Genomic DNA, 20,634 nt, shown 5'->3' on the forward strand with positions numbered 1-20,634 from the left:
GCTCATGCCCCCGCCTCCGTCCGGCGCACGAGATGACGGGAGTAGGCGTCCGGGGTGAAGAACAGCGGCAACTCGCCCGCCAGCGCCGTCCGTTCGAACAGCGCGCGGATCTCCTCGACCGGCGCCCACGGGTACTCGGCGCCCAGCGCCACGACCTCGTCGTCGAGCAGCGCCAGCACCGTCTCCCGGTCGATCACCCGGTGCCGCAGCCACTGCCAGATCTGCACCCGGGCGATCTCCGCGGTGGCCGCGTCCTCCATCAGGCCGTCCAGCGCCACCGCACCCTGACCGCGCAGCCAGGCCGCGAAGTACCTGAGGGCGACAGCGATGTTGGTGCGCACCCCCTCGGAGGTCGGCGGGCCGCTGATCCGGCGCACCGACAGCAGGTCGCCGGCGGTGACCTCCACGTCGTCGCGCGTACGGTCGATCTGGTGCGGCCGTTCGCCGAGGACACCGTCGAACACCTCACGGCACACCGGCACGAGTCCGGGATGGGCCACCCATGACCCGTCGAACCCGTCCTCCGCCTCCCGCTCCTTGTCCAGCCGGACCTTGGCCGGCGCGGCGTCCTTCGCGGCCGGGTCCTTGCCGGGCACCTGGGCGGCCATACCGCCGATGGCGTGGGCACCGCGCCGGTGGCAGGTGCGTACGAGGAGTTCGGTGTAGGCGCGCATGAACGGGGCCGTCATCGTCACCTGCGCCCGGTCCGGCAGCAGGAAGTCCGTCCGGTGGCCGAAGGTCTTGATCAGGCTGAACAGGTAGTCCCAGCGGCCCGCGTTGAGGCCGGAGCTGTGCTCGCGCAGCTCGTAGAGGATCTCCTCCATCTCGAACGCGGCGGTGATCGTCTCGATGAGCACGGTGGCGCGGATCGTGCCGCGGGGGATTCCGAGCAGGTCCTGGGCGAGGACGAAGACGTCGTTCCAGAGGCGGGCCTCGTACCGGTTCTCCAGCTTCGGGAGATAGAAGTACGGGCCCTGGCCCGCGTCGATCTGGCGCTGGGCGCAGTGGAAGAAGTACAGGCCGAAGTCGACGAGGGCGGCGGGCACGGGCCGGCCGTCGTATTCCAGGTGCTCCTCGTCGAGATGCCAGCCGCGGGGCCGTACGACGATGGTGGCGAGCCGGTCGCCGAGGCGGTACTCCTTGCCCTCGGGCGTGGTGAAGTCGATACGGCGCTCGATGGCGTCGAGCAGGTCGATCTGCCCGCCGATGACGTTGTCCCAGGTCGGGGAGGTGGCGTCCTCGAAGTCGGCCATCCACACCTGGGCACCGGAGTTGAGCGCGTTGACGGCCATACGCCGGTCGGGCGGCCCGGTGATCTCCACGCGCCGGTCGGTCAGTCCGGGGGCGGGCGGCGCGACACGCCAGGTCGGGTCGGCGCGGACGGCGGAGGTGACCATGGGGAAGTCGAGCGGGGAGCCGCTGGCGAGCCGCAGGGCATGTCGCCGACGCTCCTTCATCAGGTCCTGGTGGCGCGAGCCGAAAGCCGCGGCAAGGTGGCCGAGGAAGTCCAGGGCGGAGGGGGTGAGGATCTCGTCGTGCCGGTGGCCCGGGGCGCCGAGAACGCGGACATGGTGGGTAAGTGCAGCGGTGAACATCGGGTTCTCCTGACAGGAAGCGTTCAGGGCGTCGCCCTCCAGGGGCGCGGGGGCTGTGTCGACCAGCCCCCACGCACCCGCAGACAACAAACCGGACCTAGTGGAACTGCTCTTCCTCCGTGGAACCGGCAAGCGCGGTCGTGGAAGACGCGGGATTGACGGCGGTCGACACCAGGTCGAAGTACCCCGTCCCGACCTCACGCTGGTGCTTGACGGCGGTGAAGCCGTACTGCTGGGCAGCGAACTCCCGCTCCTGAAGGTCGACGTAGGCGGTCATGCCGTGCTCGGCATAACCCCGCGCAAGGTCGAACATCCCGTGGTTCAGCGAGTGGAACCCGGCCAGCGTGATGAACTGGAACCGATAGCCCATCGCCCCCAACTCCCGCTGGAACTTGGCGATCTGGTCGTCGTCCAGCGCGGCCTTCCAGTTGAAGGACGGCGAGCAGTTGTAGGCGAGCATCTGATCCGGGTACCGGGCGTGGATCGCCTCCGCGAACTCCCGCGCCTGCGCGAGATCGGGCGTACCGGTCTCCACCCAGATCAGGTCGGCGTACGGGGCGTAGGCGAGCCCGCGTGCGATGACCGGCGCCATGCCGTTGCGGACCCGGTAGAAGCCCTCCGCCGTGCGCTCGCCCGTGACGAACTCGGCGTCACGCTCGTCGACGTCCGTGGTGAGGAGGTTGGCGGCGAGGGCGTCGGTGCGGGCGATGACGACGGTCGGCACGTCGGCGATGTCGGCCGCGAGGCGGGCCGCGTTGAGGGTGCGGATGTGCTGCGAGGTCGGCACCAGGACCTTGCCGCCGAGGTGGCCGCACTTCTTCTCGGAGGCGAGCTGGTCCTCGTAGTGGATGCCGGCCGCGCCCGCCGCGATCATCGCCTTGGTCAGCTCGAAGGCGTTCAGCGGGCCGCCGAACCCGGCCTCCGCGTCGGCGACGATCGGCGCGAGCCAGTCGGTGCGGTCCTCGCCACCCTCCGCGGTGGCGATCTGGTCGGCGCGCAGCAGCGCGTTGTTGATCCGACGGACCACCTGGGGAACGGAGTTGGCCGGGTACAGGCTCTGGTCGGGGTAGGTGTGCCCGGCCTGGTTGGCGTCGGCGGCGACCTGCCAGCCGGACAGGTAGATGGCCTGGAGCCCTGCCTTGACCTGCTGCACGGCCTGGCCGCCGGTGAGCGCGCCGAGTGCATGGACGTAGTCCCGCTCGTGCAGTTGGCGCCACAGCCGCTCGGCGCCGCGCCGGGCCAGGGTGTGCTCCTCGCGGACACTGCCGGAGAGCCGTACGACGTCCTCGGCGGTGTAGGTGCGCTCGATGCCCTGCCACCTCGGGTCGGTGGCCCAGCGCCGCGCGAGTTCCCCGGCCGCCTGCGTGCTCGCCTCTGCCATGACTGTCACCGTCTCCTCGGTAGGGGGTCTGTTGCGTCTGCCAAGCCTGTGCCGCTCACAGCAAGCAATGGCACTGCGTGTCGTTGAAGGAAATGCGGCCCGCGATCCGCAGGGCGAATCTGAGCAATGTCGCCTTTCCGGCGGGCTGCAGAGAAACTCTGACACTGGCACTGAGTGCCAACAAGGAGGGCTGTCTGCCAAGTTCTGCGAATCTTTTCGTCGCCGATTGCCAAGCTTGCGAAGGGTGCGAACGACGCCGGTTCGCATACGCTGACCGGGTCCCGTCCCGGATCCGACAGGAGCCCAGGTGAGCAAGACCTACGCGGGCGCGCGGCTGCGGCGGCTGCGCGACGAACGCCGGATGAGCCAGGCGGAACTCGCCCGCGTCCTGGGTATCTCCCCGAGTTACCTGAACCAGATGGAGCACGACTCCCGCCCGCTCACCGTGCCCGTCCTGCTCCGGCTCACCGAGACCTTCGGCGTGGACCCGGGCTTCTTCTCCGAGCGCGACACCGCCCGGCTCGTGGCCGATCTACGTGAGGCGCTGACCGGCGAGATCGCCGCCGCCCGGGTCTCGGCGACCGACCTGGGCGAACTGGCCGCACGGATGCCCGCGGTCGCCCAGGTCCTGCTCGACCTGGGCCGTCGCAACCAACTCCTGTCCGAGCGGCTGGCGGGAGCGGCGGACGGCCGTGACACGGCCGACGAGATGCCCCCCTCGCCCCGCTCCCCGCACGAGGAGATCCGCGACTTCTTCTACCGCCGCCAGAACTACCTCCACGACACCGACCTCGCCGCCGAGCAGCTGGCCGAGGAGATCGGCATCCGGCCCGGCGAGGTCCTGCGGGCCCTGACCGCACGCCTCGCCGACGCCCACGGCATCCGCCTGTCCACCGGATCCGAGGAGCACCTGTCCACCGGCTCCGGCGACCACCTGCACCACTACGACGAGCCGACCCGCACCCTCCACCTGTCGACCCGCCTGCGCCCCGGCCAGCGCGCCTTCCGCATGGCGACGCAACTCGCCCTGCTGGAGTACGCGGACGAACTGGACCGGCAGGCCGCCGAGGACTTCCCCGCCGACTCGCCCGCCCACACCCTGGCCCGCATCGGCGTCGCCAACTACTTCGCCGCCGCGCTGGTGCTGCCGTACACCGCCTTCCACGCGGCGGCCGAAGAGGTCCGCTACGACATCGAGCGGCTCACCGACCGCTACGGCCTCGGCTACGAGACCGTCTGCCACCGCCTCAGCACTCTCCAACGGCCCCGCCTGCGCGGAGTGCCCTTCTCCTTCGTGCGGGTCGACCGCGCCGGCAACATGTCCAAGCGGCAGTCCGCGACCGGGTTCCACTTCTCCCGGGCCGGCGGCACCTGCCCGCTGTGGAACGTCTACGAGGCGTTCGCCGCGCCCGGCAGGATCCATGTGCAGATCGCCGAAATGCCGGACGGGCAGCGGTACTTGTGGACGGCCCGCGCGGTCACCCGGCACCGCGGCGGCTGGGGCGAGCCCGGAAAGACCTTCGCCATCGGGCTGGGCTGCGAGATCCGCCACGCCCACCGCCTCGTCTACTCCGACGGCCTCGACCTCACCAGCCCCTCCGCCGCCACCCCGATCGGCATGGGCTGCCGGGTCTGCGAACGGCTCGACTGCCCCCAGCGGGCCGCACCGCCCCTCGGGCGGACCCTGCGCATCGACCAGAACACCAGCACGTTCGTGCCGTACCCCGTGACCGGGCGCACGACCTGACAGCCGTACGGAGTTGATAGCCTCCTCGGGCCAGTCGAGCCACATCCGAGGCCAGGGAATCCGGTGCGAATCCGGAACTGACGCGCAGCGGTGAGGGGGACGGGCGGGGCACAGAACGCCACTGGGAGACCGGGAAGGCGCCCCGACCGGACGAACCCGAGTCCGAAGACCTGCTGGCACCTCCGCGCCGCCCCGGCGGGGAGGACGTCCGTAGGCCGGCTCCGCGTACGAGCCCCGACCAACCGAGGCATGATGTCCCACCAACGGCCCGAGGGGCCCGCCGCGCGCCCGTCCGCCGAACCGGCACCCTGTCGCGTAGTCGTGTGCCGGGACTGCTGCTGCGGCAGCCCCAAGGTGACCGGTGTCGATCACGCGCAGCAGACCGCGCGCCTCGCCGAGCAGGTGCCCGTGCGCATCTCCGACTGCCTCGACGTGTGCGAACACGCCAACGTGATCGTCGTTCAGCCCAGCGCCGCAGCCCGTAGGGCCGGTGCCCGCCCGGTCTGGCTCGGCCTCGTCAACGACCCCGACGCGACCGAGGACATCATCGACTGGGTACGGGCCGGCGGGCCCGGCGTCGCACCCTGTCCCGACGTGCTCGACCTCTACACCTTCACGCCGCCCAGGCTGAGCGCGCCGAAGCGGCCGGGGCTGGATGGCTGAAGCCCGAATGCGTTGTCCGGGTGCGGGATCGTCAATCGGTCCGGGTGCGCAGGCTCCGCGCCAGGGTGGGAATCATCACCGTCGCAGGGACGAGGTGGAGCCCGATGAGGGCGGTGGTGGTGGCGGTGTCTGCCCCGGACAGGAGGGGCGGGACCAACGAGATCGCGGTCAGTGACACTGCCGTCCACACGAATCGCTCGGCGGGGCGAGCGCTCCACCGTAGAAGAGCGGCGGCTATGACCATGCCCACGACCGAGAAGAAGCCGGTCACCACGGCGAACCCGGACAACGGGATCGCCTCGCCACCATCGGGGACCTCGAAGTCGACACCGACGGCCTGGGCAGACGCAGCGGCGAGGGTGGTGGCCACGATCGCTGCGAGCGTGGCCATGGAGCCGGTGCCGGCGAGCCTGCGGAGTCGGCGGGTGTGGCCGGTCCGGCCCGATGCCGGGCCTGCGACGAGCCCGTTGTCATCCATGCTGTTCATGTCGTTCCTCCATGAGCGTCCGCACCGGGACTACTCCGTGCCGTCCGCCGGCAGGCGCTCCGGCAGCCCGAGCCGCGGGAACTGGTCGTCGTGGAACGTGATGATCTCGGTGATCGCGCCGCCGGTGACACGCAGGACGTCGATCGTCAGCGGCAGGTACGCGCCCTCCCGCTGCTGCCAGAGGTAGAAGGCGACGGCGGGCTGCCGGTTCACGGTGGTGGGGACGGCGTGCAGGCCCTTCATGCCCTCGAAGCCGCTCTCGACCCAGTCCTTCACCACCGCGTCGCGGCCGATGTACAGGCCCGGCGTGGGCGGCATCGAGCAGCGGACGTCGTCCCGCAGCATCGCTGCGAGCTCGCTGACATCCGTGGCCAGGCTGGCCTCGGTATAGCGGCGCACCAGCTCGCGCGTCCCGGTGCCCTCCTCGCCGCCGGTCCAGTCCTGCCGCTCGGCGGGCAGGTGCTCCCGCATGCCGGCGCGGGCCCGCTGCAACGCGCTGTTCACGGAGTTGACGGAGTCCCCGAGGGCCTCCGCGACGTCCTTCGCCGGCCAGCCGAGCACGTCCCGCAGGATCAGCACGGCCCGCGGGCGCGGCGCGAGGTGCTGGACTGCGACCAGGTACGCCAGCTCGATCGTCTCCCGCGCGACGGCGACGGTCTCCGGCTCGTCGGCCTCGCCCGCGGGCAGCTCGTCGAGCAGCCGGTCCGGGTAGGGCTGCAGCCACAGCACCTCGCCGCCGGTCGCGGGCTCCGGGCGGCGCTTGGCCAGCAGGTCCAGGCAGGCGTTGGTGGCGATCCGGTACAGCCAGGCCCGGAACGTCGACCGCCCCTCGAACGTCTCCCGCCGCCGCCAGGCACGCAGGAACGTCTCCTGCACGGTGTCCTCGGCGTCCTCGAACGACCCGAGCATCCGGTAGCAGTGCACGTGCAGCTCCCGCCGGTGCCGCTCCGCCAGCCCCGAGAACGCCGGCTCGTCCACCTCGCCCAGACCGCTCACGCCCAGCTCCTCCAGCCGCGTGTCCGCACTCATCACGTCATCCTTCCGTCTCGTCGTGTCCCGTCGTAGGTGTGACGCGTGCGGGCGCGACAACTCATCACTTCGGTCGGTCGGCATGGCTGATCCGGTGACGGATCCGGTGATTCGGACGCCGGCGTTGTTGTCGGCCCCATTCCCCAAGTGCCACCTGCCCGGATACACGTCACAGACAGCGACCACTCCCCGTTTGACATGGTTCGGACCGGTGGCATGGTGGTAGGCGGGGGTGAGGGTTGGGAGGCTCGGCGTGGCATCCGGTTCGGCATGGCGTTCCGCAGCGCGGCAACTGCCACTCAGGCTCACCGTCGGCGCGTTCTTCCTCAACTCCGGACTGTCGAAACGCGACGCGGACCAGGCCACCGCTGAGCGACTCCAGCAGTTCGCCGGCGCCACCTACCCCTGGCTGGGCAAACTCGACGCCCAGACGTTCACCCGGCGGCTCTCCACCGAGGAGATCGCCCTTGGCGCCGCGCTGCTCCTGCCGGTCGTCCCTGCCGCCGTCGCCGGGGCTGCGCTCACCGCATTCTCGTGCGCCACTCTCGGGCTGTACCTGCGGACGCCGGGCATGCGTCAGGAAGGCAGTCTGCGCCCCACCGAGCAGGGAACCGTGCTGGCCAAGGACGTATGGATGCTGGGCATCGGCATCTCCCTCATCGCCGAGGGCCTGACCGGACACCGGGGACCCGCGACCACCGCCCTCTGCCCTTGGCGCCGCATGCCGCGACGCTGATCAGGCCACCGCCCCAGGGGAATGACACCAGGGGAGCCGAGATGGCTTGGACGAGATGGTTCTTCGAGCCCGGCCACACCGGCGCGGAGTTCCGCGCCAGGCACATGATGGTCACCTACGTGCGCGGGCAGCTCAAGAACGTGCACGGCCGGCTGCACGTCGATCCCGACGAGCCGGAGAAGGCCCGCGTGAACGCAACCATCGACGCGACCCAGGTGTACACCGGTCAGCCCGATCGTGACGCCCATCTGCGCAGTGCCGACTTCTTCGACGTCGAGCACCACCCGACGTGGACATTCGTCGGGTCGTCCGTGCACCAGCTCAGCGCAACCGAGTTCGAGGTCACGGGAGATCTCACCGTGCGGGGCGTCACGCGTCCCGTGGTCTTCGACGTCACCTACTTGGGACAATGGGATACCCCCTGGTGGGAGGACGGTCGAGACCGGGGCCCCAGGAGGCGCGCCGGGTTCACGGCCACCACCCGCATCAATCGCCATGACTTCGGGGTGAGTTGGAACGACCTGGTCGACCGGGGCGGAGTCGTCGTCAGCTCCATGGTCGATGTCGTGGTGGACATCGAGGCCGTCCTTGAGGCAGGCGAACCGGCCGCCTGAGCACGGTTCACCGGCGGTCATTGGCCTCCGTAGGGCCTCTGTCTCCCTGGCAGCGGTGGTCAGGTCATCAACCAGCTGATCAAATCGGCCACATTCCTCGATCATGTCGTCGTGACGTCACGACGACACTGGATGAGGACTACGGGTACGGCATCATCCGCCCTTACACGAACACCGAGGTCAGATATGCAATTCACGACTCGCCCGACCCTGAGCGGCACCTTCGGCATGGTGTCGTCCACCCACTGGCTCGCCTCGCAGTCCGCGATGGCCGTGCTGGAGCGTGGCGGCAACGCGTACGACGCCGCCGTGGCGGGCGCGTTCGTGCTGCATGTGGTCGAGCCGCATCTCAACGGCCCGGCCGGCGAGGTGCCGATCCTCATCGCCCCGGCGGGCGGCGAGGTGCGGGTGCTGTGCGGGCAGGGCGTGGCCCCGGGCGGGGCGAGCGTCGCGCACTACCGGGGGCTCGGGCTGGACCTCGTGCCCGGGACGGGACCGCTCGCCGCCGCCGTGCCCGGCGCCTTCGACGCCTGGATGCTGCTGCTGCGGGACCACGGGACCCGGACGCTCGCCGAGGTGCTCGAATACGCCATCGGGTACGCCGAGCACGGGCACGCGCCCGTGGAACGTGTCGGCGAGACCGTCGAGACCGTGTGGGAACTGTTCGAGACGGAGTGGACCTCGTCGGCCGAGGTGTATCTGCCGGGCGGCAGGGCGCCCCGCCCCGGTGAGCTGTTCCGCAATCCCGCCCTGGCCGCCACCTGGAGGCGACTGCTCGACGAGGTCTCGGGCGCCGGGGACCGGGTCGCGCAGATCGAGGCCGCGCGGGAGGTGTGGCGGTCCGGCTTCATAGCCGAGGCCCTCGTACGGCAGGCTCAGCGGCCCACCATGGACACCAGCGGCGAGCGGCACTCCGGCACGCTCACGGCCGCCGACCTCGCCGGCTGGTCCGCGACCTACGAGGCGCCGGCGACGTACGACTGGAACGGCTGGACCGTGTGCAAGGCGGGCCCCTGGAGCCAGGGCCCCGTCCACCTCCAGCAGCTCGCGCTGCTCCCGCCCGAGCTGCCCCGGTACGGGTCCGCCGAGTACGTCCATCTGCTGATCGAGGGCTGCAAGCTGGCGATGGCCGACCGGGAGGCCTGGTACGGCGACGCGGCCGACGTGCCGCTGGCCGACCTGCTGTCGGACGAGTACAACGCCGCCCGGCGGGAGCTGGTCGGCGAGAAGGCCTCGCACGAGCTGCGGCCCGGCAGCCCCGGCGGGCGCACCCCGCGACTGTGCGCCCACGCGCGCGTGGCGGCCACCGCCAGGCCCGGCTCCGACGCGCTGGGCGCCGGAGAGCCGACCGTCGCGAAGCGCCCGACGTCCCCGGTGCCCGGCGAGCCGGATGTCGCCGCCGACGGCGGGACCCGGGGCGACACCTGCCACCTCGACATCGTCGACCGCTGGGGCAACATGATCGCGGCCACCCCCAGCGGCGGCTGGCTCCAGTCCAACCCCGTCGTGCCCGAGCTGGGCTTCCCGCTCGGCACCCGGCTTCAGATGAGCTGGCTGGAGGAGGGCCTGCCGAACTCCCTGACGCCGGGCCGACGGCCCCGCACCACCCTGACGCCCTCCATCGCCCTGCGCGACGGCGTGCCCGTCCTGGCCTTCGGCACGCCCGGCGGGGACCAGCAGGACCAGTGGCAGCTGCACTTCCTCCTCGCGGTCGCCCTGCGCGGCCCGGTCCGCGGCGGACTCGACCTCCAGGGCGCGATCGACGCCCCGAACTGGCACAACGACAGCTTCCCCGGCTCCTTCTATCCGCGCGGGATGCGGCCGGGGAGCGTGACCGTGGAGTCCCGCATGGACGCCGCGGTGGTCGAGGAGCTGCGGCGGCGTGGTCACGACGTGACCGTCGGTGACGCCTGGTCGGAGGGCCGGCTGTGCGCGGTGGCGAGGGACCCGCAGACGGGCGTCCTGTCGGCCGCGGCGAACCCGCGCGGGATGCAGGGATACGCGGTCGGCCGCTGACGATTCTCTGACGACAGGCTCCTGACCTGCCGATACGCGCCCCTCATGTTCACGCCGATGCCATCCGGCGGCTACCCGGCGGGCGGGGTTTGTCAGTGGGGCGTGTTCTTATTGACGCGTGATCGAATACAACGAAACCATCGAAGAGTTTCTCGCACGGCACTCGGCCGACGTGGAGGAAGCGGTCCGCAAGGCGGCCGCGGCCGAGATCATGCCGCGCTTTCAGCAGCTCGCCGAGCACGAGGTCGACCAGAAGAGCGGACCGCACGACCTGGTGACCGACGCCGACCGGCTCGCCGAGCAGTACCTCACCGAGGCGCTCCGCGCGCTCCTGCCCGGCTCGGTCGTGGTCGGCGAGGAGGCGGTGCACGCAGACCCGGCGTCGTACGACGCGATTCGCGGCGACGCCCCGGTCTGGATCGTCGACCCCGTCGACGGCACCCGCCAGTTCGTGCACGGCGACACCGGCTTCTGCACCCTGGTCGCGCTCGCCCAGCGAGGCACCCTGCTCGCCTCCTGGACCTACGCCCCGGCCCGCGACCAACTGGCCACGGCGATACGGGGCCAGGGCGCCCACCTCGACGGCGTACGGCTGCGCTCGGGCGCGCCGGAGCCCGGCGCCGACCTGCGCGTGGCCACATCCCACCCCGACTACACGACCGACGAGCAGAAGCAGGCGCTGCTCGGCCTGTGGAGCGAGGGCGTACGGCCCCGCGCCTGCGGTTCGGCGGGCCTTGAGTATCTCGCCGTCGCCCGGGGCGAGTTGGACGCGACGGCGTTCAGCTGGGAGGCCGCCTGGGATCACGCCGCGGGCATCCTCCTGGTCGAGGAGGCGGGCGGCACGCACCTGACCCACACGGGCGAGCCGTTTCGTATCACCGGCGGCAATGCGCTGCCGTTCACGACGGCACGGGACGGGGCGACGGCTCGGCGGGTGGTGGGTCTGCTGGCCGACGGTGCGTGATCGCACACCCAGGTGCAGCTCCCTCACTGATGGTGTCAGTGGCCCGGCATATCCTGATCCTTCAAAGGCCATCGGCTGACGAAGGAGTCCGAACGTGCCGTCGATGCTCGATGCCGTCGTGGTGGGTGCAGGGCCGAACGGACTGACCGCTGCCGTGGAGCTGGCCCGCCGCGGCTTCTCCGTGGCCGTGTTCGAGGCACGCGACACCGTCGGCGGGGGAGCCCGCACCGAGGAGCTGACCCTCCCCGGCTTCCGGCACGACCCGTGCGCCGCCGCACACCCCCTCGGCATCAACTCACCCGCGTTCCGCGCCATGCCGCTCGACCGCTACGGCCTGGAGTGGCTGCACGCCGGCCTGCCGATGGCGCACCCCTTCACCGACGGCACCGCCGCCGTGCTGTCCCGGTCCGTCGCCGAGACCGCCGCCTCGTTCGGGCCGCGCGACGCGGGGACGTACCGCAGGCTGGTCGAGCCGTTCCTGGCCAAGTGGGACACCCTGGCCCGGGACTTCATGTCCCTGCCCCTCACCGCGCTGCCCCGCGACCCGGTCACGCTCGCCCGGTTCGGCCTGGTCGGGCTGCCGCCGTCCACCTGGCTGATGCGGCGCTTCCGGGACGAGCAGGCCAGGACCCTGTTCTCCGGCCTCGTCGCGCACATCATGGCCCCGCTGGGCGGCTTCGCCACCGGCGCCATCGGCCTGGTCTTCGCCCTCGCCGCCCACGCCCGCGGCTGGCCCCTGGCCCGTGGCGGCTCGCAGTCCATCTCGGACGCCCTCACCGCGTATCTCAAGGACCTCGGCGGCACCGTCCACACCGACTACGTGGTCAAGCGGCTCGACGACCTGCCGCCCGCGCGCGCCTACGTCTTCGACACCTCACCCACCGCCCTGGCCCGCATCGCCGGCTTCGGCAACTACTACGAGGGCTATCGCTACGGCCCGGGCGTCTTCAAGATCGACTACGCGCTGGACGGCCCGGTGCCGTGGACCGCGCCGGACGCCCGCCGGGCCGGCACCGTGCAGATCGGCGGGAACAGCGCGGAGATCGACGCCGCACTGCGCGCCGTGTCCCGGGAGGGCCGGGCGCCCGCCAAGCCGTTCATGATCACGGTGCAGCCCAGTGTCGTCGACCCCTCCCGGGCACCCGAGGGCAAGCACGTCTTCTGGGCCTACGGCCATGTCCCGAACGGCTGGACCGGAGACCTCACGGACGCCCTCGAACGCCAACTGGAGCGCTTCGCCCCGGGTTTCCGCGACCGCGTCCTCGCCCGGGCGACGGCCGGCCCGCCCGAACTCGCCGTCCGCAACGCCAACTACGTCGGCGGGGACATCGGCTCCGGCGCCGCCTCCGGACTCCAACTCCTGCTGCGTCCCAAGCTGTCGCTGTTCCCCTACACCACCCCGCACCCTGCGGTCTTCATCTGCTCGTCGGCGACCCCGCCCGGACCGGGAGTGCACGGCATGTCGGGGCACAACGCGGCCAAGGCGGTGTGGCGGCGGCTGCGCCAGGAGCCGTGAAGCCTGCCGCACGGCCGCTGCTCAAACGACCCACTTTTACCGGTAGTTGAGGCCGCAGGGTAAGGAAAACCTGTGTCTTCTTTGTCACTCCGCTTACCGAGGGGTAGGTGGCTGGATGCTCAACCGCCGCGAGTAGGGTGCCGCCATGAAAGATCGGAAAGCGGTTGCCCGCTGCGGATCCCGGTCTGCCGTGCGCCTCGCCGACCTCGCCCTGCTCGTCAGGGCGCCGGCCGCGCTGAGTGTTCCCGGTGACGTGATCGCGGGAGCGGCCGCCGCCGGACGGCCGCTGGGCGCCCGTACCCTCGGAGTGATCGGTTCCTCCGTCTGCCTCTACTGGGCCGGTATGGCCCTCAACGACTACGCCGACGCGGCGGTTGACTCCGTCGAGCGGCCCGAACGACCGGTGCCGTCGGGGCGGGTTCCGCGGCGTACCGCGCTGGCCGTGGCCGGGGGGCTCACGGCGGCGGGGATCGGACTCGCGGCGGTGGCGGGCGGACGCCGTAGCGTCGGCGCCGCGTTGCCGTTGGCCGGGCTGGTCTGGGCGTATGACCTGAAGCTGAAGTCCACCGCGGCGGGAGGCTTCGCCATGGCGGGGGCGCGGATGCTGGATGTGCTGGCCGGGGCGGTCGTGCCGGGGCCCGGCGCCGGCTCTGTCGGTACCGCGCTGCGACATGCGGCAGTGCCCGCCGCGCTGGTCGGTGTCCACACCGGCACGTTGATGGCGCTCAGCCGTCATGAGATCGGCGGTGCGCCGGTGCGGGTTCCGGTTCGGACGCTGGCTGTGTCGGTGGCGACGGCGTTTGCTGCGGCCGTTCCGGTTGTCCGGGCCGACCACGGACGTGCCGTGACGGGGCGTGCCGTGACGGGGCGTCTGTCGTCTGCCGCGCCGTCGGGGCTGGTCGCGCAGTTCCCCGCGCCCCTTGAGGGCGTTGGTGTCGCCGCCCGCTTCAGGGAACTCTGCGCCGCCTCCTCCGAAGGGCTCCGCGCCGCCTCCTCCGAAGCGCTTCGCGCCGCCTCCTCCGAAGGGCTTCGCGCCGCCTCCTCTGCAAGGCTTCGTTTCGCTGTCACCGTCGGCGCCGCTCTCACCTACCTGGGGACGTACGGAACCGCTCAAGCCCGGGCCGTGCGAGAGCCCTCCGGGGCGAACGTGCGGCGGGCCGTCGGGGCCGGGATCGTTGGGCTGGTGCCTCTTCAGGCTGCGTTGACCGCGCGTGGCGGGGCCCCGGTCGTCGCCGCCGCGCTCGGCCTCGTTCACCCCCTCGCGCGACGGCTGGCCCGGCGCATATCGCCCACCTGAGACCCACCCACCTCCGTGTGAGGAAGCGGCACCATGAGACCTCCCCCCACGCCTCTCAGATTCGGCTACGGCACCAACGGCTTCACCCACCACCGGCTGACCGACGTCCTCACCGTCCTCGCCGACCTCGGCTACGACGGCGTCGCGCTCACCCTGGACCACAACCACCTCGACCCGTACGCCGAGGACCTGCCCCGCCGCGTCACCGCCCTCGCCCGGCAACTCGGGCGGCACGGTCTGGACATCACGGTGGAGACCGGCGCCCCCTACTTCCTCGACCCCTGGGGCAAGCACCTGCCCACGCTGATGTCGGACGGCTCCGAGCGCAGGATCGACCTCCTGCGCCGCGCCCTGCGCATCGCGGCCGACCTCGGCTCGCCCACCGTCCACCTGTGCAGCGGCCCCGCCCCGAAGGGGCTGGACGAGCAGGACGCCTGGAAGCGGCTCGCGGCGGGCATCGAGGCTGTGCTGGAGAGCGCCGAGAAGTACGGGGTGGCGCTGGCCTTCGAGCCGGAGCCGTACATGTTCGTCGACACCGTGGAGCGGTGCCTGCAGCTCGCTCGACTCGTCGACGGGCACGCTCTGTTCGGGATCACTCTGGACGTCGGTCACGCGCACTGCGTGGAGGAGCGCCCCGTGCTCGACTGTGTGCGCCGGGCCGCCTCGCTCGTGCGTAACGTGCAGATCGAGGACATGCGGCGCGGCGTCCACCAGCACCTCGAATTCGGCGCCGGCTCGAAGGCCAGCGCCACCCCGTACTTCTCGGCGCTCTCCAGCACAGCCTCGATGCCCGCCGCGAGCCGCTTCCAGGCGTCCTGCTCGTCCAGCCCCTTCGGGGCGGGGCCGCTGCACAGGTGGACGGTGGGCGAGCCGAGGTCGGCCGCGATGCGCAGGGCGCGGCGCAGGAGGTCGATCCCACCGGGGGTGCCTCCGGGACGCCTGCGGCGACCGGGGGTGCGTCGGTCGATCCGGATACCGGGCAGGTCATCGGAGCGGGGAGCCCTGCGGGCGGCGGGACCGGGGTGGATGCGTTCGCTCAGCCCGTCAGTACGTCACGGGGGATCAGTGGGGGTACGCGGACGGCGCTGATGGCCTTGGCCGGGGTGCTGTTGCTTGCGATCACCGTGGGGCCTCCGCTGATAAGCCGGCGACTCAAGCGGGGCGCTTCGCTGTGATGGGTCGTCGTTCGTCTGCCGCCCGGTGGCGGCTGGTCGCGCAGTTCCCCGCGCCCCTTGAGGGCGTTGTGCGGAGGTTCCTTTGCACCTCCCTGTCCGTTGCCCTCGCCCTGCTCTCCGTCATCGGCGTCGGAGTGCTCGTCCAGAGCGCCTCGGCCGCCGACTCGTCGTCCGATGTCACCGTCTCCGGCGATGGGCCCTTCTCGGACCTCAAGGTGACGGTCAGTCAGACCCATAACCTCGTCAACCAGGTCGTCAAGGTCTCCTGGAAGGGCGGCGCCCCCACCGTCTCCGACACCACCTACGCCGCCAACTACCTGCAGATCATGCAGTGTTGGGGCGACGAGCGCGGTGGGCCCGATCCCGAGCAGTGCCAGTTCGGCGGGTCCTCCGCGCTGGGCGCCGGCGCCGGTAGTCAGGCTGCGGGTGCCTACACCAACACCCGGCAGCTCAGCTACGGCGGGCTGAAGGACCCGGCGCAGGAGCTGCCGCCGGCGTCCGGGACCGGCATCTCCTACGTGCCGTTCCGGTCCGTGACCGGGGATGTGATCACGAAGGGGAACTGGAACGAGTTCTACGACGTGAACACCTCCAACGAGGTGCCCTACGCCCGGACCGGCCCCGATGGCACCGGCGAGGTGTACTTCGAGGCGCAGACCGGTCTTGAGGCGCCCGGCCTCGGCTGTGGCGAGGTGCCCGCCGGGGCCTCCGGGGCCACGGCCGGGCGCAAGTGCTGGCTGGTCGTCGTGCCGCGCGGGGAGAGCGAGGTCGACGCAACCCCGTACACCGCGCGCTCCAGTGGGCTGTTGGAGTCCTCGCCGCTGAGCGCGAGCAACTGGAAGCACCGGCTGGTCGTGCCGCTCGGCTTCGAGCCGATGGGGCGGTTCTGTCCGATCGGTGCCGACGAGCGGGGCACGCTCGGGAACGAGATCGTCGCCGAGGTCGTCACCCGGTGGCAGCCCGCCCTGTGCCAGTCCGGCGGCAAGACGATCTACGGGTATGCCCAGGTCACCGACGACACCGCCCGCGCCAAGCTGGTCTCCGGCTCGCCCGGCATGGTCTTCCTCGGCCGTCCGGCCACCGACGACCAGGTCCCGGCCGGGCAGCGGCCCGTCTACGCGCCGGTCGCCCTGTCGGGTCTGACCCTCGGGTTCTTCATCGAGAGCCAGGCCGCGTTCAACGCGCCCGCTGCCGTCAAGGCGCGTGACGGAGCACGTCTCACCTCGCTCGACCTGACCCCGCGTCTCGTCGCCAAGCTGCTCACCGAGTCGTACCAGGACGGCAATTCACGTCTCGCGCCGAGCACCGAGGCCAACCCGTTCAACCTGGGCACCGACCCCGAGTTCCTCAAGTACAACCCCGGCTACAAGGACCTCAGCTTCGGCGGCAGCCTCGGTGACGCGCTCGTGCCGGAGGCGCTGGCCGACGCCACGTGGGAGCTGTGGAACTGGGTGCGCCAGGACCCGGCCGCCCGTGAGTTCCTGAGCGGCACGGCCGACAACGCGGGGCGGTACGGGGATGCCGCCTTCTCCGGGATGAAGGTCAACCCGCACTACAAGGACATGGAGCTGCCGCGGGAGGAGTTCCCGAAGAGCGACCCGTTCTGCCAGCAGTTCCAGGACCATCCCGACCACCCGCTGTGCATCCAGGACAAGCACCCGTTCGCCACCGACCTGCATGCCGCCGCCCGCGCCGCGGCGCGCGGCGACACCCTGGCCCGCACCAACTGGGACAACACCGCAACTCCCCCCGGCTACAAGAAGAACCCGCCGCAGCCGGCCGGCAAGCGGGCCGTCCTCGCCCTCACCGACACGGCGACCGCGGCGCGGTACGGGCTCGTGACGGCCAGACTCCAGAACGCCGCCGGCCGTTTCGTCTCCCCCGACACCCGGGGGCTGCTCGCCGGGCAGGCGGCCATGAAGGCGAGCGGTGTCAGCGGGGTGGTGATCGCCGACCCGGCCACCAGGAGCCGGGACGCCTATCCGCTGACCCTCATGACCTATGCCGCCACCGTCCCGGAGAAGCTCACCGCGCAGGAGGGCCAGGACTACGCGGCCCTGCTGAAGTACGCGGCGGGCGACGGCCAGCGGCCCGGTGTGGCGGCGGGCACGCTGCCCGAGGGCTACGCCCCGCTGCCGGCCGATGTGCGGGGCCGTACCCGTGCCGCCGCCGAGGCCATCGCCGCCCGCGCCGGTGCTCCGGCACCGGGTACGACGACCGGGGGCTCGGCTGCCGGCGGGGGCTCGGTGGGAGGCTCGGGCACGGGAGCCGGTGGCTCCGGTGACGCGGGCGGCCTCCTGGCCGGGGGCTCGGACGGTACCGCCCTGAGCGGCGGTGCCGGGGCGTCCGCAGGACAGGCCGGTGCGGGTGATGCCGGGGGCACCGGGGCTTCCCCGTCGGCCGCCGCGAGTGGCGCCGCCCCCTCGGGCTCCCCGTCCACCGCACCGGCCGCCGCCTCCGCCTCCGACAGCCCGCTGCTGCGTACCCCGGACTGGGCGCTCGGCGCCGTGCGCTACGCCCTGCTGATCGCCCTGGTCACCGGTCTCGCCGCCGCCGTCTGCGGCCCCCTCCTGCCGAGGGCCGTGCCGCGACTGGCCGCCGTGGTCGCCGATCGGCGGGCCAGGGACAAGTCATCCACCGGCCAAGGGAGGTGATGCCCGCACCCGACACACCGACAGGTCCGCGCCAACGAACTGTCCGAATCACCGCGCCGGGCACCACCGCCCGGGCGTCAGCCTAATCGAGAGGTACAGCACGTGAACAAGAGAATGGCCGCCGTCGCCGCCGTGGGTCTCGCCGGACTCGTCACCGGCACCCTCAGCGCCACCCAGGCCGCCGCCGACCCGTCCGGCCCGCCCACCTTCCGTCCGCTCTCCGGCGTGGGTTCCGACACCACGCAGGACGTGATGAACGGCCTCGCGCAGGCCGTCACCATCAACGGGCAGAAGGTCATCGGCTCCTACGACGCCACCGGTTCGGCGCAGATCACCACCAAGGACCCGGCCGCCACGCCCGGTTGCACCATCAGCCGCCCGAACGGCTCCGGCGCCGGCCGCACCGCCCTGACGAACTCGCTGCAGGCGGGCAACGGCTGCCTGGACTTCTCCCGGTCCTCCAGCCTCAACCTGGCCGCCGCGAACCCCGGTCTGACCTACGTCCCGTTCGCCGTGGACGCCGTCAGCTACTCGATCACGCCCACCAGCACGGTGCCGCGCAAGCTCACGCTGGCCGATCTCAAGGCCATCTACCACTGCGACCCCAACTACGTGGGCGCCGGCCCCAACTACAGCCTGACGGTGTACCTGCCGCAGGCCGGCTCGGGCACCCGCAGCTTCTGGGAGTCCCAGATGGGCATCACCGACGCCGACGTGGTCGCCGGTGTCTACCCGTGCATCAAGGACAACAAGAACGGCAGCCCGGTCCAGGAGCACGACGGCCGCGTCCTCGACGACAAGTCGATCGTCCCGTTCTCCATCGCGCAGTACAACTCGCAGGCCTCGCAGACCATCGCCGACCTCCGCGGCCGCGCGATCCTCGGCACCGTCGACGGTCTCGCGCCGACGGTCCTGAACAGCAACTTCGGTGTGAAGCGCGACGTTTACAACGTCATCCCGACCAGCAAGGTCGCCACCGCGCCCTGGAGCACCGTCTTCGTCGGCGGCAACTCCCTGATCTGCCAGCAGTCCTCGGTGATCAACACCTATGGCTTCGCCACGAACCCGAACTGCGGCGACACCAGCAAGCAGACCCCCTGACGCCCTTCCCGGATCTTCGGAAAAACTTCCTCCAGAAGGAGAGCACGACAGTGCTGAAGAAGACTCATCTGCGGGCCCTGGCCGGCTCGGTCGCGGGCCTGGTCGCCGTCCTGGCCGGCGGTATCGCCGTGGCTCCGGCCGCGCAGGCCGCCGAGATCGGCACGGCCGAGGTCACCCCGGCGACGGGCGCCGACACCTCCCCGATGGCGCTGACCACTTCGGGTGCCTGCCCGGCGAACGCCACCAACATCATCGCCTCGGTGACCGGCTCCGGCTTCCCGGCCGGCGGCCAGATCGTGGTCGGCAACTCGCCGATCAGCTCCTACGGCACGACGGGCGGCGGAGGGCTGATCGTCCCGCTGACCGACACCATGCGCAGCTACGCCCAGACGGCCGGCTTCACCACGCTGACCGGCAAGTACACCTTCACCCTCACCTGCCGGACCGCGTTCAACGGCACCAGCCTCGGTGACTTCCCGGCCTCGGTCTGGTTCACGTCCAACACGGCGTACCAGAACACCGACCCGGCCGTGAAGACCGACACCACCACGTCCCTCGCGGTGTCCCCGGCCTCCCCGGTCACCGCGGGCAGCCCGGTGACGCTGACCGCGACCGTCGCCCCGGCGGGCGCGGCCGGTGAGGTCCAGTTCCGCGACAACGGAGGCCCGCTCGGCGCCCCGGTGGCGGTCACCGGAGGCCAGGCGCAGCTCAGCACCAGCAGCCTCGGCGCCGGCAACCACTCGCTGACCGCGGTGTTCACCCCGTCGAGCGCCGCCTACAACGGCTCCACGTCCAGCGCGGTCGCGGTGACCGTCGCGGCCGCCCCGGCGACCCCGACCACCACCGCGCTGGCCGTCTCCCCGGCCGGTACTGCGGACAAGTTCAGCCCGGTCGGCATGACCGCGTCGGTGTCGCCCGCCTCGGCGGCCGGTTCCGTGAAGTTCCAGGACACCGTGGGCGGCACCACGACCACGCTCGGCACGGTGCAGGTCGCGGGCGGTCAGGCGGCCTTCAGCACCAGCAGCCTGGCCGAGGGCGATCACTCGTTCACGGCCGTGTTCGTCCCGGCGGACTCCGGTGCGTACACCGGCTCGTCCTCCGGCAACGTCCCGTATGTGATCGGCGCCTTCGAGGGCGTGACGGCCTCCCAGGACATCACCACCACCGTCGAGTCCGGCGCCCTGGTCATCAGCGTCGACAACCCGCACGTCACGCTGCCCTCCCCGCAGCTGAACGCCAACGGTGACCTGCTCACCACCGCGGGCGCGATCAACCCGGTCACGCTGACCGACACCCGCGCCGGCAACCCCGGCTGGACCGTCAGCGGCCAGGTGACGGACTTCGCCGACGGCGGCTCGCACCAGATCAACGGCCAGAACCTGGGCTGGAACCCGAAGGTGATCGACAAGGGCGCGTCCCAGACGGTCACCGCGGGTGCGGCGGTCGCCGCGGCCTCCGGTGTCGCACCCGGCGACGCGGGCTCGGCCGGCCTGAAGTCCTCCCGCTCGCTCGCGGGCGGCACCGGTCTGGGCACCGCCCACCTCGGCGCCGACCTGGCCCTGAACGTGCCGACCTCGACCGTGGCCGGCACCTACACCGCCACTCTCACCCTGACGGCCATCTGACCCGGGCGGATGGCTGACGGGGCGGACCTGAACA

At 71.6% G+C, this 20,634-nt stretch carries 15 protein-coding genes, 2 pseudogenes and 1 riboswitch; of the genes and pseudogenes, 12 read left to right on the plus strand and 5 right to left on the minus strand.

Annotated elements, in window-relative coordinates; genetic code table 11:
• Nucleotides 1–2: 2 nt before the first annotated feature.
• On the minus strand, nt 3–1,595 hold the full coding sequence (aceB, locus tag EAO75_RS16605; protein ID WP_147995821.1) for a malate synthase A: 1,593 nt from the start codon (nt 1,593–1,595) through the stop codon (nt 3–5).
• Nucleotides 1,596–1,692: 97 nt separating this feature from the next.
• On the minus strand, nt 1,693–2,976 hold the full coding sequence (gene aceA / locus EAO75_RS16610; RefSeq protein ID WP_147995822.1) for an isocitrate lyase: 1,284 nt from the start codon (nt 2,974–2,976) through the stop codon (nt 1,693–1,695).
• A 307-nt stretch (nt 2,977–3,283) separates the two neighbouring features.
• Here aceA and EAO75_RS16615 point away from each other — a divergent pair, with 307 nt between their 5' ends.
• Both EAO75_RS16615 and EAO75_RS16620 read left to right on the plus strand, forming a co-directional pair.
• Nucleotides 3,284–4,723 carry a short-chain fatty acyl-CoA regulator family protein gene (locus EAO75_RS16615; RefSeq protein ID WP_147995823.1) on the plus strand — a complete coding sequence of 480 codons (1,440 nt, stop codon included), beginning with the start codon at nt 3,284–3,286 and terminating at the stop codon, nt 4,721–4,723.
• A 14-nt stretch (nt 4,724–4,737) separates the two neighbouring features.
• A riboswitch (cobalamin riboswitch) is annotated at nt 4,738–4,916 on the plus strand.
• Nucleotides 4,917–4,975: 59 nt separating this feature from the next.
• Nucleotides 4,976–5,386 (plus strand): (2Fe-2S) ferredoxin domain-containing protein, encoded by a 411-nt coding sequence (locus EAO75_RS16620; RefSeq protein WP_187284485.1) that lies wholly within the window; start codon nt 4,976–4,978, stop codon nt 5,384–5,386.
• Nucleotides 5,387–5,417: 31 nt separating this feature from the next.
• On the opposite strand, the gene EAO75_RS16625 is transcribed toward EAO75_RS16620, so the two are convergent.
• Nucleotides 5,418–5,873 (minus strand): DUF6069 family protein, encoded by a 456-nt coding sequence (locus EAO75_RS16625; protein ID WP_147995824.1) that lies wholly within the window; start codon nt 5,871–5,873, stop codon nt 5,418–5,420.
• 30 nt (nt 5,874–5,903) lie between these two features.
• Entirely contained in the window at nt 5,904–6,902 is a 999-nt protein-coding gene (locus tag EAO75_RS16630; protein ID WP_147995825.1) for an RNA polymerase subunit sigma-70, read from the minus strand.
• A 253-nt stretch (nt 6,903–7,155) separates the two neighbouring features.
• Here EAO75_RS16630 and EAO75_RS16635 point away from each other — a divergent pair, with 253 nt between their 5' ends.
• The 7 genes and pseudogenes from EAO75_RS16635 to EAO75_RS16665 all read left to right on the plus strand — a co-directional run.
• Nucleotides 7,156–7,638, plus strand: a complete 483-nt coding sequence (locus tag EAO75_RS16635) for a hypothetical protein (RefSeq protein WP_147995826.1) — start codon at nt 7,156–7,158, stop codon at nt 7,636–7,638.
• Nucleotides 7,639–7,679: 41 nt separating this feature from the next.
• Entirely contained in the window at nt 7,680–8,252 is a 573-nt protein-coding gene (locus EAO75_RS16640; protein WP_147995827.1) for a YceI family protein, read from the plus strand.
• A 186-nt stretch (nt 8,253–8,438) separates the two neighbouring features.
• On the plus strand, nt 8,439–10,268 hold the full coding sequence (locus tag EAO75_RS16645; protein WP_147995828.1) for a gamma-glutamyltransferase family protein: 1,830 nt from the start codon (nt 8,439–8,441) through the stop codon (nt 10,266–10,268).
• Between the two features lie 118 nt (nt 10,269–10,386).
• On the plus strand, nt 10,387–11,232 hold the full coding sequence (locus EAO75_RS16650) for an inositol monophosphatase family protein (protein ID WP_147995829.1): 846 nt from the start codon (nt 10,387–10,389) through the stop codon (nt 11,230–11,232).
• A gap of 103 nt (nt 11,233–11,335) precedes the next feature.
• Complete coding sequence (locus EAO75_RS16655) at nt 11,336–12,748, plus strand: phytoene desaturase family protein (RefSeq protein ID WP_147996045.1); 1,413 nt, start codon at nt 11,336–11,338, stop codon at nt 12,746–12,748.
• A 145-nt stretch (nt 12,749–12,893) separates the two neighbouring features.
• On the plus strand, nt 12,894–14,045 hold the full coding sequence (locus EAO75_RS16660; protein ID WP_187284466.1) for an SCO3242 family prenyltransferase: 1,152 nt from the start codon (nt 12,894–12,896) through the stop codon (nt 14,043–14,045).
• A 33-nt stretch (nt 14,046–14,078) separates the two neighbouring features.
• Nucleotides 14,079–14,807: pseudogene (locus EAO75_RS16665) on the plus strand (sugar phosphate isomerase/epimerase family protein); the annotation flags it as partial.
• On the opposite strand, the pseudogene EAO75_RS48250 reads toward EAO75_RS16665, so the two are convergent.
• A pseudogene (locus EAO75_RS48250) lies at nt 14,786–15,085 on the minus strand (TIM barrel protein); the annotation flags it as partial. The pseudogenes EAO75_RS16665 and EAO75_RS48250 sit on opposite strands and share 22 nt — an antisense overlap.
• Nucleotides 15,086–15,288: 203 nt before the next feature.
• On the opposite strand from EAO75_RS48250, the gene EAO75_RS16675 reads away from it, so the two are divergent.
• From EAO75_RS16675 to EAO75_RS16685, 3 genes are all read left to right on the plus strand, one after another.
• Complete coding sequence (locus EAO75_RS16675; RefSeq protein ID WP_147995830.1) at nt 15,289–17,874, plus strand: hypothetical protein; 2,586 nt, start codon at nt 15,289–15,291, stop codon at nt 17,872–17,874.
• 102 nt (nt 17,875–17,976) lie between these two features.
• Nucleotides 17,977–18,975, plus strand: coding sequence for a substrate-binding domain-containing protein (locus EAO75_RS16680; protein ID WP_222723959.1), 999 nt, complete (start codon nt 17,977–17,979; stop codon nt 18,973–18,975).
• Between the two features lie 50 nt (nt 18,976–19,025).
• Nucleotides 19,026–20,600 carry an Ig-like domain-containing protein gene (locus tag EAO75_RS16685; protein WP_222723960.1) on the plus strand — a complete coding sequence of 525 codons (1,575 nt, stop codon included), beginning with the start codon at nt 19,026–19,028 and terminating at the stop codon, nt 20,598–20,600.
• The last annotated feature ends 34 nt before the right edge of the window (nt 20,601–20,634 follow it).

Origin of the sequence: Streptomyces sp. UW30 (assembly GCF_008042075.1) — a bacterium.
In the GTDB taxonomy this organism is placed as follows: Bacteria; Actinomycetota; Actinomycetes; order Streptomycetales; family Streptomycetaceae; genus Streptomyces.